General features: G+C 62.3%; 16 protein-coding genes and 1 tRNA gene. 6 read left to right on the forward strand and 11 right to left on the reverse strand.

Going from position 1 to position 17621, the window contains the following annotated elements:
- Positions 1 to 29 precede the first annotated feature (29 nt).
- The 3 genes from FHX03_RS04675 to FHX03_RS04685 all read right to left on the reverse strand — a co-directional run bounded on the left by FHX03_RS04675 (position 30) and on the right by FHX03_RS04685 (position 3260).
- Entirely contained in the window at positions 30 to 1022 is a 993-nt protein-coding gene (locus FHX03_RS04675; protein WP_183852757.1) for an Hsp33 family molecular chaperone, read from the reverse strand.
- A gap of 87 nt (positions 1023 to 1109) precedes the next feature.
- Positions 1110 to 2024, reverse strand: a complete 915-nt coding sequence (gene argF / locus FHX03_RS04680) for an ornithine carbamoyltransferase (protein WP_003588772.1) — start codon at positions 2022 to 2024, stop codon at positions 1110 to 1112.
- A gap of 36 nt (positions 2025 to 2060) precedes the next feature.
- Entirely contained in the window at positions 2061 to 3260 is a 1200-nt protein-coding gene (locus FHX03_RS04685; protein WP_097624773.1) for an aspartate aminotransferase family protein, read from the reverse strand.
- Between the two features lie 425 nt (positions 3261 to 3685).
- On the opposite strand from FHX03_RS04685, the gene FHX03_RS04690 reads away from it, so the two are divergent.
- Complete coding sequence (locus tag FHX03_RS04690; protein ID WP_097624772.1) at positions 3686 to 4219, forward strand: GcrA family cell cycle regulator; 534 nt, start codon at positions 3686 to 3688, stop codon at positions 4217 to 4219.
- A 277-nt stretch (positions 4220 to 4496) separates the two neighbouring features.
- On the opposite strand, the gene phoB is transcribed toward FHX03_RS04690, so the two are convergent.
- The 7 genes from phoB to phoR all read right to left on the reverse strand — a co-directional run bounded on the left by phoB (position 4497) and on the right by phoR (position 12429).
- Positions 4497 to 5180 (reverse strand): phosphate regulon transcriptional regulator PhoB, encoded by a 684-nt coding sequence (gene phoB, locus FHX03_RS04695; RefSeq protein WP_003570612.1) that lies wholly within the window; start codon positions 5178 to 5180, stop codon positions 4497 to 4499.
- A 137-nt stretch (positions 5181 to 5317) separates the two neighbouring features.
- Entirely contained in the window at positions 5318 to 6031 is a 714-nt protein-coding gene (phoU, locus tag FHX03_RS04700) for a phosphate signaling complex protein PhoU (RefSeq protein ID WP_025415264.1), read from the reverse strand.
- Between the two features lie 44 nt (positions 6032 to 6075).
- Positions 6076 to 6891: a phosphate ABC transporter ATP-binding protein PstB gene (gene pstB / locus FHX03_RS04705; RefSeq protein WP_049732262.1), complete on the reverse strand. Its 816-nt coding sequence runs from the start codon at positions 6889 to 6891 to the stop codon at positions 6076 to 6078.
- A gap of 15 nt (positions 6892 to 6906) precedes the next feature.
- On the reverse strand, positions 6907 to 8229 hold the full coding sequence (gene pstA, locus FHX03_RS04710; RefSeq protein ID WP_183852759.1) for a phosphate ABC transporter permease PstA: 1323 nt from the start codon (positions 8227 to 8229) through the stop codon (positions 6907 to 6909).
- Positions 8226 to 9707, reverse strand: coding sequence for a phosphate ABC transporter permease subunit PstC (gene pstC, locus FHX03_RS04715; RefSeq protein ID WP_183852761.1), 1482 nt, complete (start codon positions 9705 to 9707; stop codon positions 8226 to 8228). The genes pstA and pstC overlap by 4 nt, the downstream gene beginning before the upstream one ends.
- A 168-nt stretch (positions 9708 to 9875) precedes the next feature.
- On the reverse strand, positions 9876 to 10910 hold the full coding sequence (locus tag FHX03_RS04720; RefSeq protein ID WP_097624769.1) for a substrate-binding domain-containing protein: 1035 nt from the start codon (positions 10908 to 10910) through the stop codon (positions 9876 to 9878).
- 295 nt (positions 10911 to 11205) lie between these two features.
- On the reverse strand, positions 11206 to 12429 hold the full coding sequence (phoR, locus tag FHX03_RS04725) for a phosphate regulon sensor histidine kinase PhoR (RefSeq protein ID WP_183852763.1): 1224 nt from the start codon (positions 12427 to 12429) through the stop codon (positions 11206 to 11208).
- A 241-nt stretch (positions 12430 to 12670) separates the two neighbouring features.
- On the opposite strand from phoR, the gene ppk2 reads away from it, so the two are divergent.
- A complete protein-coding gene (gene ppk2, locus FHX03_RS04730; protein WP_097624767.1) occupies positions 12671 to 13552 on the forward strand; it encodes a polyphosphate kinase 2 in 882 nt (293 codons plus the stop codon).
- Between the two features lie 62 nt (positions 13553 to 13614).
- Here ppk2 and FHX03_RS04735 read toward each other — a convergent pair whose 3' ends face one another.
- Positions 13615 to 14814, reverse strand: coding sequence for a regulator (locus tag FHX03_RS04735; RefSeq protein ID WP_183852764.1), 1200 nt, complete (start codon positions 14812 to 14814; stop codon positions 13615 to 13617).
- A gap of 286 nt (positions 14815 to 15100) precedes the next feature.
- On the opposite strand from FHX03_RS04735, the gene FHX03_RS04740 reads away from it, so the two are divergent.
- The 4 genes from FHX03_RS04740 (at position 15101) to FHX03_RS04755 (ending at position 17548) form a co-directional block, all read left to right on the forward strand.
- Positions 15101 to 16060 carry an NAD(P)H-dependent flavin oxidoreductase gene (locus FHX03_RS04740; protein ID WP_183852765.1) on the forward strand — a complete coding sequence of 320 codons (960 nt, stop codon included), beginning with the start codon at positions 15101 to 15103 and terminating at the stop codon, positions 16058 to 16060.
- Positions 16061 to 16181: 121 nt separating this feature from the next.
- Positions 16182 to 16257: transfer RNA gene (locus FHX03_RS04745), tRNA-Thr, on the forward strand.
- 204 nt (positions 16258 to 16461) lie between these two features.
- Complete coding sequence (locus FHX03_RS04750; RefSeq protein WP_183779273.1) at positions 16462 to 16935, forward strand: hypothetical protein; 474 nt, start codon at positions 16462 to 16464, stop codon at positions 16933 to 16935.
- Positions 16936 to 17170: 235 nt separating this feature from the next.
- Complete coding sequence (locus FHX03_RS04755) at positions 17171 to 17548, forward strand: hypothetical protein (RefSeq protein ID WP_183852766.1); 378 nt, start codon at positions 17171 to 17173, stop codon at positions 17546 to 17548.
- Positions 17549 to 17621 lie beyond the last annotated feature (73 nt).

Below are 17621 nucleotides of genomic sequence, written 5' to 3' on the forward strand. Positions count from 1 at the left end.
GTATTCGTTCTGTGCGTGCTCAACCGCGCCTATTCGGCCGGCTGAAGTTCGGCCGGCTCGAAGCGGTAGGTGGTCGAGCAGAATTCACAGGTGACTGCGATTTCTCCGTCTTCCTGGCTGGCCTCGATCTCCTCGGCGGTAAAGCCTTTCAGCACGCCCTTGATCTTGTCGCGCGAACAGCTGCAGCGGTCGAAGACCGCCCGCGGTTCGTAGACGCGGACGCCGCGTTCGTGGAACAGGCGAAACAGCAGCCGCTCGGTGCCAACCAGCGGGTCGGTCAATTCATCGGCGTCGATGGTCTCGACCAACGATCGGGCTTCGGTCCAGGCGTCGTCCTCACCATGCGGGCGGCCGCCGGTGTCGCCGTCGCCGCCGTGGAGATCCGGCTGGCGCATGCGCTCCGGCGCCTCAGGCAGGAACTGGGCGACAAGGCCGCCTGCCCGCCAGCGATGGCGCGGCTTGCCGGCATCGTCGCGGTCGAAGAGTTCGGCCGCGGCCAGGCGTACGCGCGTCGGGATCTGCTCCGACTGGCGGAAATAGACGCCGGCGATGTCCTCGAGCGAGGTGCCGTCGAGTTCGACGATGCCCTGGTAGGGCTGGCCGAACTTGCCCTGATCGATGGTGAAGGCGAGCACGCCCCGGCCGAGCAGCTGCTCCGGCTCGGTTTCCCCAGCTTCAATGGCCTTGTTGAGCAACGCCTGATCGAAACGGGCATAGGCGCGGACATTTTCCGGCGTCGAGAAATCGGCGACGAGAAGGTCGACCGGGCCATCGCCCTTGGTCTGCACGGTGAACTTGCCGTCGAATTTCAGCGAGGTGCCGAGCAACACCGTCAGCACCACGACTTCGGCAAGCAGCCGGGCGACGGGTGCGGGGTAATGATGGCGCTCGAGGATCGCGTCGAGCATCGGGCCGAGCTGGACGGCGCGGCCGCGCACGTCCAGACCCTCCACCTGGAAGGGGACGACATGGTCATCGCCGGCGAAATCGAACTGGCCGAGGGCGGCTGCAGCTTCTGCCATGGATTCACTCCTAGTTTTCAAGCGAAAGGACAGGGTGCCCTTCGCTCGCGCGGCCGCGCGTTTTCACACGCGGCGTCCGATTGTGGTTCAGATCGCGCCCAGGCACCAAGCAAGAATCGACTTCTGCGCATGAAGACGGTTTTCCGCCTCATCGAAGACCACGGATTGCGGGCCGTCGATCACCTCGTCCGTCACTTCCTCGCCGCGATGCGCGGGCAGGCAATGCATGAACAATGCATCGCTGCCGGCCTTGGCCATCAAGGCCGCGTTGACCTGATAAGGCTGGAAGACGTTGTGACCCCGGGCCCGATGTTCCTGATTCATGGAGACCCAGGTATCGGTCACCACGCAATCGACGCCGTCGACCGCACGGTCGGCATCATGGCAGAGCATGATTTCGGCGCCCTCATTGCGGGCCCAGTTCAGATAGTGATCCTTGGGCTCCGAACCAAGGGGCACGGCCATGTTCATGCGGTAGCCGAAACGCGCCGCCCCTTCGACCAGCGAATGCAGCACATTGTTGCCGTCGCCGGTCCAGGCGATGGTCTTGCCCTTGATCGGGCCGCGGTGCTCTTCGAACGTCATGATATCGGCCATGATCTGGCAGGGATGGGTGTCATCCGTCAGCGCATTGATCACCGGCACGGTCGCATGCTCGGCAAGCTCCTTCAGCCTGGAATGTTCGGTGGTGCGGATCATGATCGCATCGACATAACGCGACAGCACCTTGGCGGTGTCGCCGATCGTCTCGGCGCGGCCGAGCTGCATCTCGGTGCCTGATAGAAACAGCGTTTCACCGCCGAGCTGGCGCATGCCGACATCGAAGGAGACGCGGGTGCGGGTCGACGGCTTTTCGAAAATCATCGCCAGCATCTTGCCGGCGAGCGGCTTGTCGCCCTTGCCGGCCTTGAAGGCCTGCTTGCGGGCGAGCGCATCGTTCATGATGGTTCTGAGGTCGGCTGAGGTGACCGCCGAAAGGTCGAGGAAATGTTTAGGAGCCATGTTCTTACCTGTCGTGCGCCCGCAGGCGCAATCCTTTCAAGCCGTCTTCTTGACCTTGGAGGCGCGGATGCTCTCGGCGGCGCGCTCGATGCGGGCAAGGCCCTCGCGGGCTTCCTCGGCGGTGACGACGAGGGGCGGAAGAAGGCGGATGACGTTGTCGCCGGCGGGCACGCCGAGCAGATGCGCGGCGCGGATCGCCTGCAGCAGTTCGGCTGAAGGAACCGCCGCCTTGACGCCGAGCAGCAGCCCCTCGCCTCTGATATCCTCGATCACATCGGGATAGCGGTCCTTCAGCGAGGCCAGTCCCTGACGGAAGACGAGTGCTACGTCGCGCACCTGCTGGAGGAAGCCATCGGCGAGGATGATGTCGAGCACGGCACCGCCGACGGCCATTGCGAGCGGATTGCCGCCATAGGTCGAGCCGTGCGTGCCGGCCTTCATCCCGGAGGCGGCCTCAGCGGTCGCAAGGCAGGCCCCGAGCGGGAAACCGCCGCCAATGCCCTTGGCGACCGCCATGATATCGGGCGTGATGCCCGACCATTCATGAGCAAAGAGCTTGCCGGTGCGGCCGACGCCGGTCTGGACCTCGTCGAGGATCAGCAGCAGGCCGTTTTCGTCGCAGAGCTGGCGAAGCGCCTTCATGAACTCAGGCGTGGCCGGGCGGACGCCGCCTTCGCCCTGCACGGGCTCGATGAGAATTCCAGCCGTCGCATCGGTGATGGCGGCGCGGACGGCTTCGATGTCGCCGAAGGCCACCTGATCGAAGCCCGGCGCCTTGGGGCCGAAGCCTTCGAGGTATTTCTCCTGGCCGCCGGCAGCGATGGTCGCGAGCGTGCGCCCATGGAAAGCGCCTTCGAAGGTGATGATATGGAAGCGCTCGGGATGGCCCTTGGAAAACTGGTAGCGGCGCGCCGTCTTGATCGCGCATTCCAGCGCCTCGGCGCCTGAATTGGTGAAGAACACCTTGTCGGCGAAGGTGGCGTCCGTCAGCCGCTTCGCGAGGCGCTCCTGGCCGGGGATCTCATAGATGTTGGAGAGGTGCCAGACCTTGTCGGCCTGTTCCTTCAGCGCGCCAACCACATGCGGGTTGCTATGGCCGACCGAGGTGACGGCGACGCCGGCGCCGAAATCGAGATAACGCTCGCCGCCTTCGGTGATCAGCCATACGCCCTCGCCTCGCTCGAACCGCAGTGGGGCACGAGAATAGGTGTCATAAAGCGGCGCGGCTTCAGCCATGGCGCGGGTCTCCCGATCAGCGTTGTCAAACATGGGACTCCGGCTAAGAAAACCAGGCCCGAAAAATCAAAAATGCCGCCTTGCGGCGGCCAGCGGTACTATTTCCTTTTCGCGCTGCAATGTCAACAAAACTGCGCCCTTAGCGCATGCAGCAAGCTTGTACAGCGGTGTTTTCGGCCTTCAACAGGCAATATTGCAGAAATGCCACGCAGCGGAAGCAAGTTGGGGAAAACTCCGAATTCGATTCATCCTGATTCATGCGACTCTTGTCACGGAGTCAGGCTCACACTAGGTTAAAGTTCAATTACTAGACTGCATGCGGCGGAACTAGTCACCAAAATTGATCAAGCGTTTCTTGTTTCGGAGGCTTCCGGGACAACGGTGAGGGATTCTGCCATCACCAACGCAGAAGGTGGAGACAGGGCATGAACTGGACAGACGAGCGGGTCGAGAAACTCAAGAAGCTCTGGGCCGAAGGACTGAGCGCCAGCCAGATCGCGGCGCAACTTGGCGGTGTCAGCAGAAACGCTGTGATCGGCAAGGTTCACCGGCTGAGCCTTCCCGGCCGCGCCAAGGCCGGCGGCACGGCCGCCGCGGCGCGCACGCCGAAACGCAATACATCGGCACCGCGCGCACCGAACTACGCCTCGCGGATCGCTACCCGCACCGTTACCCGCCAGCAGGGCGCGACGATGCTGAAGGAAGAGATCGAGATCGAAACGGTCGAGGAAATGGAATACGTGCCGAAGGGCAACGTGGTCGTGCCGATCTCGCGCCGCCTCGGCCTGACGGAACTGACTGAACGCACCTGCAAATGGCCGGTCGGCGATCCGCTGAAGGACGACTTCCACTTCTGCGGCTGCGAATCCCCCGACAACTCGCCCTATTGCAGCTATCACCAGAAGCTCGCCTACCAGCCGGTGAACGAACGCCGCCGCGCCGCCGCGCGGGCGAGCTGAGCGGGCGACATTGCAGAGAATTCGAAAACGGGCCGAGTGGCCCGTTTTTTTATGCGAGTGGGCTGGGTGTGGCTGCCCCTCATCCGCCTGCCGGCACCTTCTCCCCGCTTGCGGGGCGAAGGGGATATGCCGCGACCTCTCGGTCCCTCTCCAACGTCACGTAGGACACGTCTCCTCGCCCCGTTTAAGGGGGTCCGAAGGACGGGTCGAGACGAGTGGCTCGACCCCGGTCGGGTTAGAGTGAGGGGCCGACACCGGCACAAAAGATGGAAACCCCTCAGGCTTCCATCGAATAGCCGGCGCCGCGGACGGTGCGGATGACGTCTTGCATGTTGGAGAAGTTCAACGCCTTGCGCAGGCGGCCGACATGGACGTCGACGGTGCGTTCGTCGACATAGATGTCGTGGCCCCAGACGCCGTCGAGGAGCTGCGAGCGGGAGAAGACCCGGCCGGGCGACGACATCAGGAATTCCAAGAGGCGGAATTCGGTGGGGCCGAGGCGGACTTCGCGGCTCTTGCGGTGGACGCGGTGGGTTTCGCGGTCGAGTTCGATATCGCCGCATTTCAGCACGGTCGACAACACCTCGGGGCGGGCGCGGCGCAGCATCGCCTTGACGCGGGCGACGAGTTCCGGGGTCGAGAAAGGCTTGACGACATAATCGTCGGCGCCCGTCGACAATCCGCGGACGCGCTCGCTCTCCTCACCGCGCGCCGTCAGCATGATGATCGGCAGGCGCTCGGTTTCCGGTCGCATGCGCAGTCGCCGGCAAAGTTCGATGCCGGAGACGCCGGGCAGCATCCAGTCGAGGATAAGAAGGTCGGGCGTGCGCTCCTGAAGCCTGATTTCGGCCTCGTCGCCACGAAGGATGGTATCGACCTCGAAGCCCTCAGCTTCGAGATTGTAGCGAAGAAGCACGCTCAGGGCTTCCTCGTCTTCAACAACTGCAACTCTCGGGATCATGCGTGTCGGTCTCCTCGCGCATGATCCTTAAACCGGGGGTGATTTAAGCAATGCATCCTGCGCAAATTCACAAAAATTGGCTGCGACCTTTTCGCGCGCCCCACATGGGCGCGCGCGCAATCGTCTGGTTTAGGCGGTTATTCCGTGACCGCGCCGACGGTGTTGGCGCTGTCGTCCTTCGGACGGTCGCCTTCCGGCTGTGCTCCGGTCGCCATGTAATAAATGGTCTCGGCGATGTTGGTGGCGTGATCGCCGATGCGCTCGATGTTCTTGGCGCAGAAGAGAAGATGCGTGCAGCTGGTGATGTTGCGCGGATCTTCCATCATGTAGGTCAGGAGCTCGCGGAACAGCGAGGTGTACATCGCGTCGATCTCGTTGTCGCGCTCGCGGATCGCACTCGCCTTGTCGGCGGCGCGTGTCGTGTAGACGTCGAGCACTTCCTTGAGCTGGACGAGCGCCAGCTCGGACAGATGCTCGAGACCGCGGGCGAGCTTGCGCGGGACGCCGGTACTCTGCACGGCGATGACGCGCTTGGCGGTGTTCTTGCCGAGGTCGCCGACGCGTTCGAGATCGGCGGCGATGCGGATCGAACCCATGATTTCGCGCAGGTCCGAGGCCATCGGCTGACGGCGGGCGATGGTGACGATCGCCTTGTCGCCGATTTCGCGCTCGGCGTGATCGAGGATCACGTCGTCGGAAATCACCTTCTGGGCCAGCGCGGTATCGCCGTTGACCAGCGCCCGGACGGATTCGGCGACCATCTGCTCGGCCAGGCCGCCCATTTCGGAAATCCGCCTGGACAGGAACTTCAGATCATCATCATAGGCAGAATAAATATGTGTCGATGCCATGGGGCTTTATCCTCGAATAACGGGAAGGCTTGGTGACGCCAAAATCAGCCGAAGCGACCCATGATGTAGTCCTGGGTGCGCGGATCGTCGGGATTGGTGAACATCTTATCGGTGTCGTTCTCCTCGACCAGATTGCCGAGGTGGAACATGGCGGTGCGCTGCGAGACGCGCGCGGCCTGCTGCATGGAGTGGGTGACGATGACGATCGTATAATTCTCACGCAGTTCGTGGATCAGCTCCTCGACCTTGGCGGTGGCAATCGGGTCGAGCGCCGAGCAGGGCTCGTCCATCAGGATGACTTCAGGGCTGACGGCGACGGCACGCGCAATGCAGAGGCGCTGCTGTTGGCCGCCCGACAGACCGGTGCCGGATTCATGCACCCGGTCCTTGACCTCGTTCCAGAGGCCGGCGCGCTGCAGGCTGGTCTCGACAATCTGGTCGAGATCGGCCTTCGACTTGGCCAGGCCATGGATGCGCGGGCCGTAGGAGACGTTTTCGTAAATCGTCTTCGGGAACGGGTTCGGCTTCTGGAAAACCATGCCGACGCGGGCGCGAAGTTCGACGACGTCGATATCGGGATCATAGATATCGTCGCCGTCAAGGGTGATCTTGCCGGCGACGCGGCAGCCGTCAATCGTGTCGTTCATGCGGTTGAGGCTCCGCAGGAAGGTCGACTTCCCGCAGCCGGACGGGCCGATCAGCGCGGTTACGGTGTTTTCGCGGATGTTCAGGTTCACATCGAAAAGCGCGCGCTTCTCGCCGTAATAAACCGAGACATCCTGACCGATCATCTTATACGGGACGTTGCTCATCTTCTGATCCAGCGCCTTTTCAACTGCAGCTTCCGTCAACATGTTCATGATCTGTAACTCCGTTTACCAGCGGCGCTCGAAGCGACGACGCAAGAGGATGGCGCCCATGTTCATGACGATCAGGAACAGGAGCAGGACGATGATGGCACCCGAAGTACGCTCGACGAAGGCACGTTCGGCCTCGTTCGCCCACATATAGACCTGCACCGGCAGAGCCGTCGAGGGATCGAGCGGTGTCGTCGGCGCGTTGGCGACGAAGGCGACCATGCCGATCAAGAGCAGCGGCGCGGTTTCGCCGAGCGCATGCGCCAGGCCGATGATCGTGCCGGTGAGGATGCCGGGCATGGCGAGCGGCAGAACATGGTGGAATACCATCTGCATCTTCGAGGCCCCGAGGCCAAGCGCTGCGGCGCGGATCGACGGCGGCACGGCGCGCAGCGCGGCGCGCGTCGCGATGATGATCGTCGGCAGGGTCATCAGCGTCAGCACCAGGCCGCCGACCAGCGAGGCCGAACGCGGCAGGCCGACGAAGTTGATGAAGACGGAAAGGCCGAGCAGACCATAGACGATCGAGGGAACCGCGGCGAGGTTGTTGATGTTGACCTCGATCAGATCCGTCAGCCTGTTCTTCGGCGCAAACTCCTCGAGATAGATCGAGGCGGCAACGCCGATCGGCAGAGCCAGCACCAGCACGATCAGCATCAGGTAGAGCGAGCCGATGAGCGCAACGCCAAGGCCCGCGGCCTCCGGACGGCTGGAATTGCCGTTGACGAAGAGGCCGGTGTTGAACTGCTTGTGCAGAGCGCCGCTCGCCTTCAGCTCGTTCATCCAGCCAACCTGCTTGTCGTTGACCTTGCGGTTCTTCTCATCGACCGAGAGGTCGATCTGGCCCTTGTTGGCGCTGTCGACGTTGGCGTCGGCGAGCACGGTGACATTGACGGTCTTGCCGATGATCGACGGGTCGGCGACGACCATGTCGCGCAGCTGGATCGGCGCACCCTTGGAAAGCATGGCGGATGCATCGCGCACGTCAGGCTTGCTCGAGGCGTTGATGTTCAGGTGCTTGACGATCGCATCGCGCAGCAGAACCGGATAATTGGCGGCAACCAGCACCGAAGGGTCGGTCGCACGCTTGTTGCTAGGGTCGATCGTCTTCTCGGAGAATTCGATCGGCAGGGTGATCGCCGTCTGCTGGAAGGCGGTGTAGCCTTTGCCGATCACCGTCCACAGGAGGATGAACAGGAAGACGAGACCGAAGCTGATGGCCGCGATGCCATAGGCCTGGAACCGGCGCTCGGCGGCGTAGCGGCGCTTGATGCCGATATCGCGGCGCGCCGGAGCCTTGGAGATGGTGACGCCTGTTGTGGGAGAAACAATATCCGTCATTCGTACTGCTCCCGGTATTTGCGCACGATGTAGAGCGCATAGATGTTGAGGCAAAGCGTGATGCAGAACAGGGTGATGCCGAGGGCAAAGGCAACCAGCGTCTGCGGCGAGGTGAATTCGAGGTCACCCGTCAGCTGATTGACGATCTTGACGGTCACCGTCGTCATCGGCTCGAAGGGGTTGATCTGGATGCGGGCGGCGACACCGGCGGCCAGCACGACGATCATGGTTTCGCCGATGGCGCGCGAGGCCGTCATCAGCAATGCGCCGACGATGCCTGGCAGAGCGGCCGGCAAGACCACTTTCTTGATGGTTTCGGAGCGTGTGGCGCCGAGACCGAGCGAACCGTCACGCAGCGCCCGCGGCACGGCGGTGATGATGTCGTCCGACAGCGAGGAGACATAGGGGATCAGCATGATGCCCATGACGATGCCGGCGGTCAGGACGCTCTGCGCCTGGATGAAGTTGGTGTAGCTGCCGGAGAGCAGGCCGCTGATCTGAGCGGAGAAATCGCGCAGGAACGGGCCGACGGTGACAAGGGCGAAGAAGCCGTAGACGATCGTCGGAATGCCGGCGAGCACTTCGAGCAGCGGCTTTGCGACCCCGCGCAGCTTCGGCGAGGCGTATTCGGCCATGTAGATGGCGGCGAAGAGGCCGACGGGAACGGCGACCAGCATGGCGACCAGGCCGATATAAAGCGTGCCGAGCAGCAGCGGGATGAGGCCGAACTGGCCGAAGGACGAGCTGCCGGCACCGGCAAAACGCGGATCCCAGACGGTGCCGAAGAAGAAGTCGGCGGCAGGAACGACGGCAAAGAAGCGTGCTGCTTCCGACAGCATGGAAAGCACGATGCCGATCGTCGTCAGGATGGCGATCGAAGAGGCGAGCAGCAGGCCCCAGAGTATGACGCGCTCGACCCGGTTGCGGGCGCGGAAGCGGGGCGCAATCGCGCGCAGCGCATAGAAGGCGCCGGCAACGGCGAGAGCAAAGACCACCGCCGTCATGGCGAGGCGGCTGGTCATGCTCATGGTGTTGAGCTTTTTGGCGGCGTCGAGCATGTAAGGCTGCGGCTGGCCGGCAAGCGGCACGCCCTTCTCGCTGAGCTTGGCCTGCAGGGCGGCCGGATCGCCGGCGACCGCTGCGGCTTCGTCCGCGCTCAGCATCGTCAGGCCGCGGGCAACGGTTGCCACCATCGAATAGCCGAGATCCTGCTCGACGGCGGCTTGCGCCTTGACGTCGGCAGGGAAGCCACTGCGAACCGAGGTCTGGATGATGCCGGGGCTGACAGAAAGCCAGACGCAAAGCACGATGAGGGCGGGAAGAACCGCCCAGATCGCCGCATAGGCGCCGTAATAGGCCGGCCGTGAATGCAATGCGGAGGATCTGCCTCCGGCAAGTGCTGAGGCCCGGCTGCGCGCGACCAGATAGGCGGCGGCGCCGATCACCACAAGGCACAAAAGTATGATGGATGTGCTCATTCGTTACGTCCCCAGGCCCGTAGCCCCCAAAGCCCGGCAGCCTCATCAGCCTGCCTTCAGCTTCCAATCATGCGGAATGAATTCAACCCTGCAGCACCGGAAACGCCGGCGCGCAAAGGGAAAAGGCAATGCCGGCGCGGGCTTTGCAGCGCCGCGCCGGCAAAGTCATCACATAGATTTACCGGCTTCGACGTCCTTGCGGATCGCGTCACGCTCGGCATCCGGAGCGGCAACCAGGCCGTATTCGACGAGCGGGCTGTCGGGGCCGATCATCTGGTCGGATACGAAGAAGTTGACGTATTCCTTCAGGCCCGGAACGGCGCCGAGATGTGCCTTCTTGACGTAGAAGAACAGCGGGCGGGAAACCGGGTAGGTGCCGTTGGCGATCGTTTCCGTGGAGGGAACGATACCGCTCATGCTGGCAACCTTGAGCTTGTCAGCATTGTTTTCATAGAAGGAAAGGCCGAATACGCCGACGCCGGTCTTGTTGGCGGCGATGCGGGCGAGCGTTTCCGGATAGTCGCCGTCAATGTCGACAGCAGCGCCGTCCTTGCGGACTGCGACGCAGGCCTTCGTCTGAGCGGCCTTGTCGGCGATTTCCTTGGCGATCACGTCGAGTGCGCCAGAGGCCTTGCAGCCGGCAGCGAGGACGTTCTGTTCGAAGACTTCGCGGGTGCCGTGCTTTTCGCCCGGGATATAGGCAGCGATATCAACAGCCGGAAGCTTCGGGTTGACGTCCGACCACTTCTTGTAGGGGTTGGCGACGAGCTTGCCGTCGACGACGACCTGGGCTGCGAGGGCCTTGTAGATGTCTGCGGGAACGTAGGCGACATCCGGGTTGGACGAGTCGGTTGCGAAGACGATGCCGTCATAACCGATCTTGACTTCCTGAATGTCCGTCACGCCGGCAGCCTTGCAGGCTTCGGCTTCGTTCTTGTTGATCGGACGCGAAGCGTTTGCAATGTCGATGGTGTCTTCGCCAACGCCCTTGCAGAATTCCTTCAAACCAGCGCCCGTGCCGCCGGATTCAACGACCGGCGTCTTGAAGTTGGTGAAGGTTTCGCCGAAGGACTCGGCAACGATCTTTGCGTAAGGCAGGACGGTGGACGAACCAGCAACCTGAATCTGGTCGCGGGCGACGGCAGCGCCAGCGAAAGCGGCGGTTGCAGCGAGCGCGGCAACGGTGAGCTTGAAGGTGTTCATTAGAAATCTCCCGGCATTGGGCTTGTGTGTGTGCGGCCTTCAGAGAGGCCCTCGCAGTGCCTTTTTTCATCGGCGAGACTCTCTTAGCGCTGTAAGCACCGTCCTTTTATGTCAAAGGCGTGAAACATTTGTGACAGGTTAAGTATTTGATATAAAATATAAATTTTAAAATGGTCCGAACACATGCGTCAACAACGCCATGAACTTTGAGCGCCACTCCACTTTGTGTTGCAAAATCTACCTCAGCATCATTATGGCGAGCCGGGTAGAAGGCACCGCGGACAGGCAATGCGCATTAAAAGCGGACCGTAAAATCGGTGCCCTTGCCGACCTCGGACTTGACGATCAGCCGCGCCCTGTGGCGGGTGAGGATGTGCTTGACGATGGCAAGGCCGAGGCCGGTGCCTTTTTTCGATCGGCTGTCCTCGATGCTGACGCGATAGAAGCGCTCGGTCAGGCGCGGCACATGTTCGGCCGGGATGCCCGGGCCCTGGTCGACGATGCTGACCTCGACAGGCTGGCCGGCGCCGTTCTTCAGCCAGACGTCAACGGTCTTGCCCTCCTGGCCGTATTTGCAGGCATTTTCTATCAGGTTCTCGAAGACCTGGACGAGCTCGTCGCGGTCTCCCAGCACCTCGACCTTGCCGTCGGGCAGATGCAGGTTGATGTCGACGCCGACATCGCTTGCCAGCGGCACCAGCGCATCTCTGACATGGCCGAGCAGCGGCACCAGGTCGATCTTTTCATCCGGCGCGATGTGCGATTTCAGCTCGAGGCGCGACAGCGACAGCAGGTCGTCGACCAGCCTGCTCATGCGCGTCGTCTGATCGAACATGATGGCGAGAAAACGCGCCTGCGCCTTCAGATCGTTCTTCGCTGGCCCCTGGATGGTCTCGATGAAACCGCGCAGCGAAGCAAGCGGCGTGCGCAGCTCATGGCTGGCATTGGCGACGAAATCTGACCGCATGCGGTCAATGCGGCGGACCTCCGAAATATCGCGGAAGGAAAGGATGAAATACCGCTCATGCGGCCCGCCGTCGGCCGCGAATTCGACGGGGGCGCTGCGCACGATATAGACTCGCTCGGAGGGCAGCCGCTCGGCATGCTCGATCTGGTTCGGCGCGTTGGTGGCGATGGTTTCGCGCACCATGTCGAGCACGCCGGGCGAACGCATGCGGCCCGATATATGGGCGCCGAGCGCCACCTCGCCGAAGGCCTTTTCGGCAGCGCGATTCTGGAAGAGCACCGAGGCGTCGTCCGACAGCACCATGACCGGGATATCGAGGCCGGAGAGCGTGGCGGAAACCTCAGGCAGGCGGCTCGGCGGCACCTGCGGCTTGATTTCAATGGGCTCGGCGGGTTCGTCCTTGATGACGGGCGCCTCATTGAAAAGCGCGGTGACGATCATGACAAGCAGGAGGCCAAGCACAACCCACTTGTTCATGCCGGCGGCAAGCGCGGCGAGCGCGCTGAGGATCGCCGCCAGCAGCACTGGCCGCTCGCGCCGGATGCGCGCCAACAGGCTCTTTCTCCACGGAGTTTCGTCTTCCAAGTGCCCTCGCGGCGTCGATTCGTTTTTCTTAGTATTGAACTCTGCCTGATAGCGGCAATTCATGACAGAAGTTTTCGGCTGCCGCGTCTCAAGCGAAAGGCCGCAGTCGAAACCCGCGAAAAATTATCGGCCGAATGCGAAAGATTTGATTTCCAACGGTAAATATGTTCGCCTGAGAGAAAGAACCGATCGGGCTTAGGAGGAGCATATGGCCGAGACCGTCGAAAGCAGGGCCGTGGAGCTGGAGATCCGCGGAAAGAAACGCACCTTCGATGTCGACGATCCCGTCCTGCCGGACTGGGTGGATGAACACGCGCTGGAATCCGGCGACTTTCCCCACAAGAAGAAGCTGAAGGAAGAGGACTATGTCGAGCAGCTGGAAAAGCTGCAGGTGGAACTCGTCAAGGTACAGTTCTGGCTGCAGGCATCAGGTAAGCGGGTGATGGCGCTGTTTGAAGGGCGGGATGCGGCCGGCAAAGGCGGCGCGATCTCGGCCTCCTCGGAGAATATGAACCCCCGCCTTGCCCGCGTCGTGGCGCTGACCAAGCCGACCGAGCGCGAACAGGGGCAATGGTATTTCCAGCGTTATGTCGCGCAGTTCCCGACCGCAGGCGAATTCGTGCTATTCGACCGCTCCTGGTACAACCGCGCCGGCGTCGAGCCGGTCATGGGCTTCTGCACGCCGCAGCAATACGAGGATTTTCTCAAGCAGGCACCACAGCTCGAAAAGATTATCGCCCATGAGGGCATCTTCTTCTTCAAATTCTATCTCGATATCGGCCGCGAAATGCAGCTGAAGCGCTTCCACGACCGCAGGCACGATCCGCTGAAAGTCTGGAAACTGTCGTCGATGGATATCGCCGCACTGACGAAATGGGACGACTACAGCGAAAAGCGCGACCGGATGCTGAAGGAAACCCATACGGATTTCGCGCCTTGGACTGTGATCCGCGCCAACGACAAGCGGCGGACGCGCCTCGAACTCATCCGCCACATGCTGAACAGAATGGATTATGACGGCAAGGACAGACAGGCGCTCGGCACGGTCGACGAGCAGATCATCGGCTCAGGGCCTGGCTTCCTGAAGTAGGCGGCGAGCCGGAGCCACCGGCTTTGCCGAGGCTGGGGCCATCGGCTTTGCCGAGGCTGGGATCATTGCCCCGGCAGGATGCGGATGGCGAAGAGGTTGATGCCGCGCGCCTTGCCGTCGAGATCGCTGTTGATCGTCAGCGTGCCCGGCGCATTCGGCGCCAGTGAACGGTCGAACTTCACCTGCAGCAGCGCATCCGACTTTTCGCGGGTGACGTTGAAGCGATGGCGGGCGCAATTGCCGAGCGACTGGAAATTGCATTCGACGGTGACCTGCGTCGGCTCGTCGGTTGTGGATTGCAGCGTCAGCGCGATGGTCGAGGATTTGCCGGCAAGCTGCTGCAGCACCGAGGCGGGAACGCTGATCGAGATATTGCCGTCGGCCGCACCACTTTGCGAAATCAGGCGGACGGCGGGGCCGTCATTCTCGGCGATCTTTTCGGTGCGCGCCCGCGGGCCGCTCTGGACCTTGTCGGCGTCATCGGGCTTGAAGACGGGGATCCAATCGGCCGAAAAGCTGTTCTGCGGATCGATGGTCACCGGCTCGTCGGTATGAGGGGCCGCATTGCCGGCGCTGTCGTCATTGCCGGTGAAATCCTCCGGCTGGGTGCTCGCCGGCGGATTGGCGACGCTGGTGTCGCGCTCGGCGGCCGTCAAAAGCAGGCCCGACGTATGCGCCCACCAGGCGCCAATGCCGATGAAGGCGAGCAGGACGCACCAGACGAGAAGCCTGGAAAAGAACTTGCGCGGCTTGCGGCGGCCTGCCGCCCGCTCCGGGCGGAAATCCATGTCGTTGGCGCGCTGGCCGCGGGCAAGCCGCTCCTCGCCGACGGGGGCGGCAGCGAGATGGTCGGCACTGCCGGCACGCACGTTGTCGAGGCTGAAATCGTCGCCGCGGCTATGGACTACCTCGGGAGCACGAGTCTCGCCGGTGGCCACGGGGCTGTCGATATGGTTGTCGATATCACCCGCATCAGCTTGATGGACCGGCGGCGCCGGCATTTCGACGACGGGCGGCACCGGCACCTCAGGCGGCCTCTGGCGCGGGTGAAGGCGGTCGCGCTCTTCGCTTTCGATGGCGTGGATCGTGCTTTCCAGGCGATGGCGATGATGGGCGACCACCTCGGTATCGGTAATATCCTGCTTGCGCAGGCCGGCTTCAAGCGCCTGGCGGGCCGACTGATAGATCCTCGCTCGAACCTCCGGATTGTCGCGATCGGAATTATCGAGCGCTGTTCTGATGGCCGTTTCTAATCCGCTCACTTCAAGTCCTTCACCTTGAACCCGGCATCGGACTGCAATCCCCGCCGTTCTCCATCAAAATTCGGTAGCGGCAAGCGCGTCAAACCGCAAGCCTTGCAGGCCCGGCTGCAGCGGATCGGCGGGGATAATCGCGAGGTTTCACCGCTTGCGGACCTTATTCTAATGGCTCTGTCGGCTGCATATATTCCGGCAGAAATCGACGAAGGCGTGGCAGCCGCTCTTTTATCGCCTTTTCTTCTCTGTTAAGAGATTGACGTTTTCGTAAACGTCAATGGATGCATGAACCATGGCCCTGCCCCCGATCCTGAGGGATAAATTGAGACTGCCGGTCATCGGCTCGCCGCTGTTCATCATCTCGCATCCCAAGCTGACGCTGGCGCAATGCAAGGCGGGTGTCATCGGCGCGTTTCCGGCGCTGAACGCCCGGCCGGAGAGCCAGCTCGACGAATGGCTGGCCGAGATCACCGAAGAGCTCGCCCGCCACGACGCCGCCCATCCCGACAGGCCGGCCGCCCCCTTTGCCGTCAATCAGATCGTCCATATGTCGAACAAGCGTCTGGAGCACGATCTGTCGCTCTGCGTCAAATACAAGGTACCAATCGTCATCTCCTCGCTCGGCGCCGTGCCCGAGGTCAACGCCACCGTGCATTCCTATGGCGGCATCGTGCTGCACGACATTATCAACAACCGCCACGCCCATTCGGCAATCCGCAAGGGCGCCGACGGGCTGATTGCGGTGGCGGCCGGCGCCGGCGGCCATGCCGGCACATTGTCGCCCTTTGCGCTGATCCAGGAAATCCGCGAATGGTTCGACGGGCCGCTGCTGCTTGCCGGCGCGATTTCCACCGGCGGCGCCATCCTCGCCGCAGAGGCGATGGGCGCCGACATGGCCTATATCGGCTCGCCCTTCATCGCCACTGAAGAGGCGCGCGCCACCGAGGCCTACAAGCAGGCGATCGTCGAAGGCGCTGCCGGCGATATCGTCTATTCCAACTATTTCACCGGCGTGCACGGCAACTATCTGAAACCCTCGATCGTGGCTGCCGGCATGGACCCGGACAACCTGCCCGCCGCCGATGTCTCGAAGATGGATTTCGAGCAGGCGGTCGGCGGCGCCAAGGCCTGGAAGGACATCTGGGGCAGCGGCCAGGGCATCAGCGCTGTCAAAGCCGTCGAACCGGTTGCCAAACTCGTCGACCGGCTGGAGGCCGAATATAAGGCCGCCCGCGCCCGGCTGGCACTCTGAGGGCAGTCTTCCACACCCTGCCCTCTTTTTTGCCAAAGCCATGACAGAGCGCTTGAAATCTTCGGACAATGGCTGTATCAGCGCCATGCAAATCGCGGGCCGCATGCTTCGGCCGTGAAATGCCGCTTTAGCTCAGGTGGTAGAGCACATCATTCGTAATGATGGGGTCGCAGGTTCGAGTCCTGCAAGCGGCACCATTTTTTCCTCAATCGCGTGCTAACAACCTCCATTATAAGCCCCTTTTAATATCCTGCGTCCACCTTTAGCTACGTTTGGGCGCTCGGCAGGCAAGCTTCGACAGGTGGTGGGCATCTTCTCTCAACGCGGTCGGGCTGCCCTTCAGTTCGCATGAGCGGCTGGATGTCGATCGAGCGCGTGCAGGCCAGCAATTAGGAGGATTTATGCGGATATCGCTTTTGAGTATGGTAGTTTTCACCTTTGCTATGTCCTCGGCACAGGCCGAGGATTTCCCTCTTGCCTCATGTGCTGGGTGGGACGGAACGCTGGTCAGCAGGACCGGCACCGATTCACGCGCTGCGGTTATGGAAGGGAACGTCAATCAGGCCAACTTTCAGGAATATTGCGAGCGAGATCCGGGATACGAGACGGTCGCACATGGCGGGAAACTGACTGTTGAGCAGTGCGTGGCGATGTATCTGAAGGAAAATGGCAAAGACACTTACCGTTCCACCGCCGATTGCCGCAAGGGCACCCTGTCCTTCGTTCCTCCTGGCGGAGAACCGCTGCGGGCCACTTTCCCATTACCGGAGGATGCAGATGTGTCGTGCTCCTCAGGCATGCCGCCGCTGATCAAGCAGTTCACGATGCTTTGCCCTAAGGCGGCGCGAAAGTTTAAAATGCTGCAGGGCGAATGACTGTCCTGCGTAGGCTATAGATTCATTGAGCTGCCGGGTAGGCATAGACGGTCGGGATGGTCACGATCAGCGCCCCTAGCCGGCGCCTCGGATTGCTGAGGGCGGCATCGTTGATCAGCCAGGGATGACGGGCTGCATGATGAGCAGGTGAAGCGGCCGCGCGACCAATTCCGCTCGGAACAATGCCGCCGCCGAGCCGGTTCTCCCCTTGAGACAAACGAGCATGGAGAACATCATGTCCTGCAAACTCATCGCAATATCCCTCCTTTCCATCAGCCTTGCCGGCTCGACCATGGCGCAGACGGCTGGTGGTGCAAATTCCAGCGGGCGGCTTTCGGTGGCGCCTGTTATCGGCGGCTCGGCAAGTTCCGGCTCAGGCTCGGCGGGCACCGGATCCGGCGGCACTGGTTCGGCGGGCAGCGGTTCCGTCGGCACCGATACCGGCACCACCGGCAGCACGAGCGGCAATGCCACGGGCACTGGCGGCGTCGAACTCAACATCGACCGCAGCACGATCAATCCCGGCGGGGTCAATCCTGATCTCAAGCCGACGCCGGGTTGCACCGCCGGCTCCGGGGATACCGGCTCGGGCGGCGAGGCCTGCCCGCAGTGAGGATAGGGCGGATGTCCGCCTGATTGGATAAGGGCCTGGGGCTGGGCGCCGGGCCTTCGTTTCGCTGCCGTCA

Source organism: Rhizobium sp. BK456 (assembly GCF_014194045.1).
Taxonomy (GTDB): Bacteria; Pseudomonadota; Alphaproteobacteria; order Rhizobiales; family Rhizobiaceae; genus Rhizobium; species Rhizobium redzepovicii.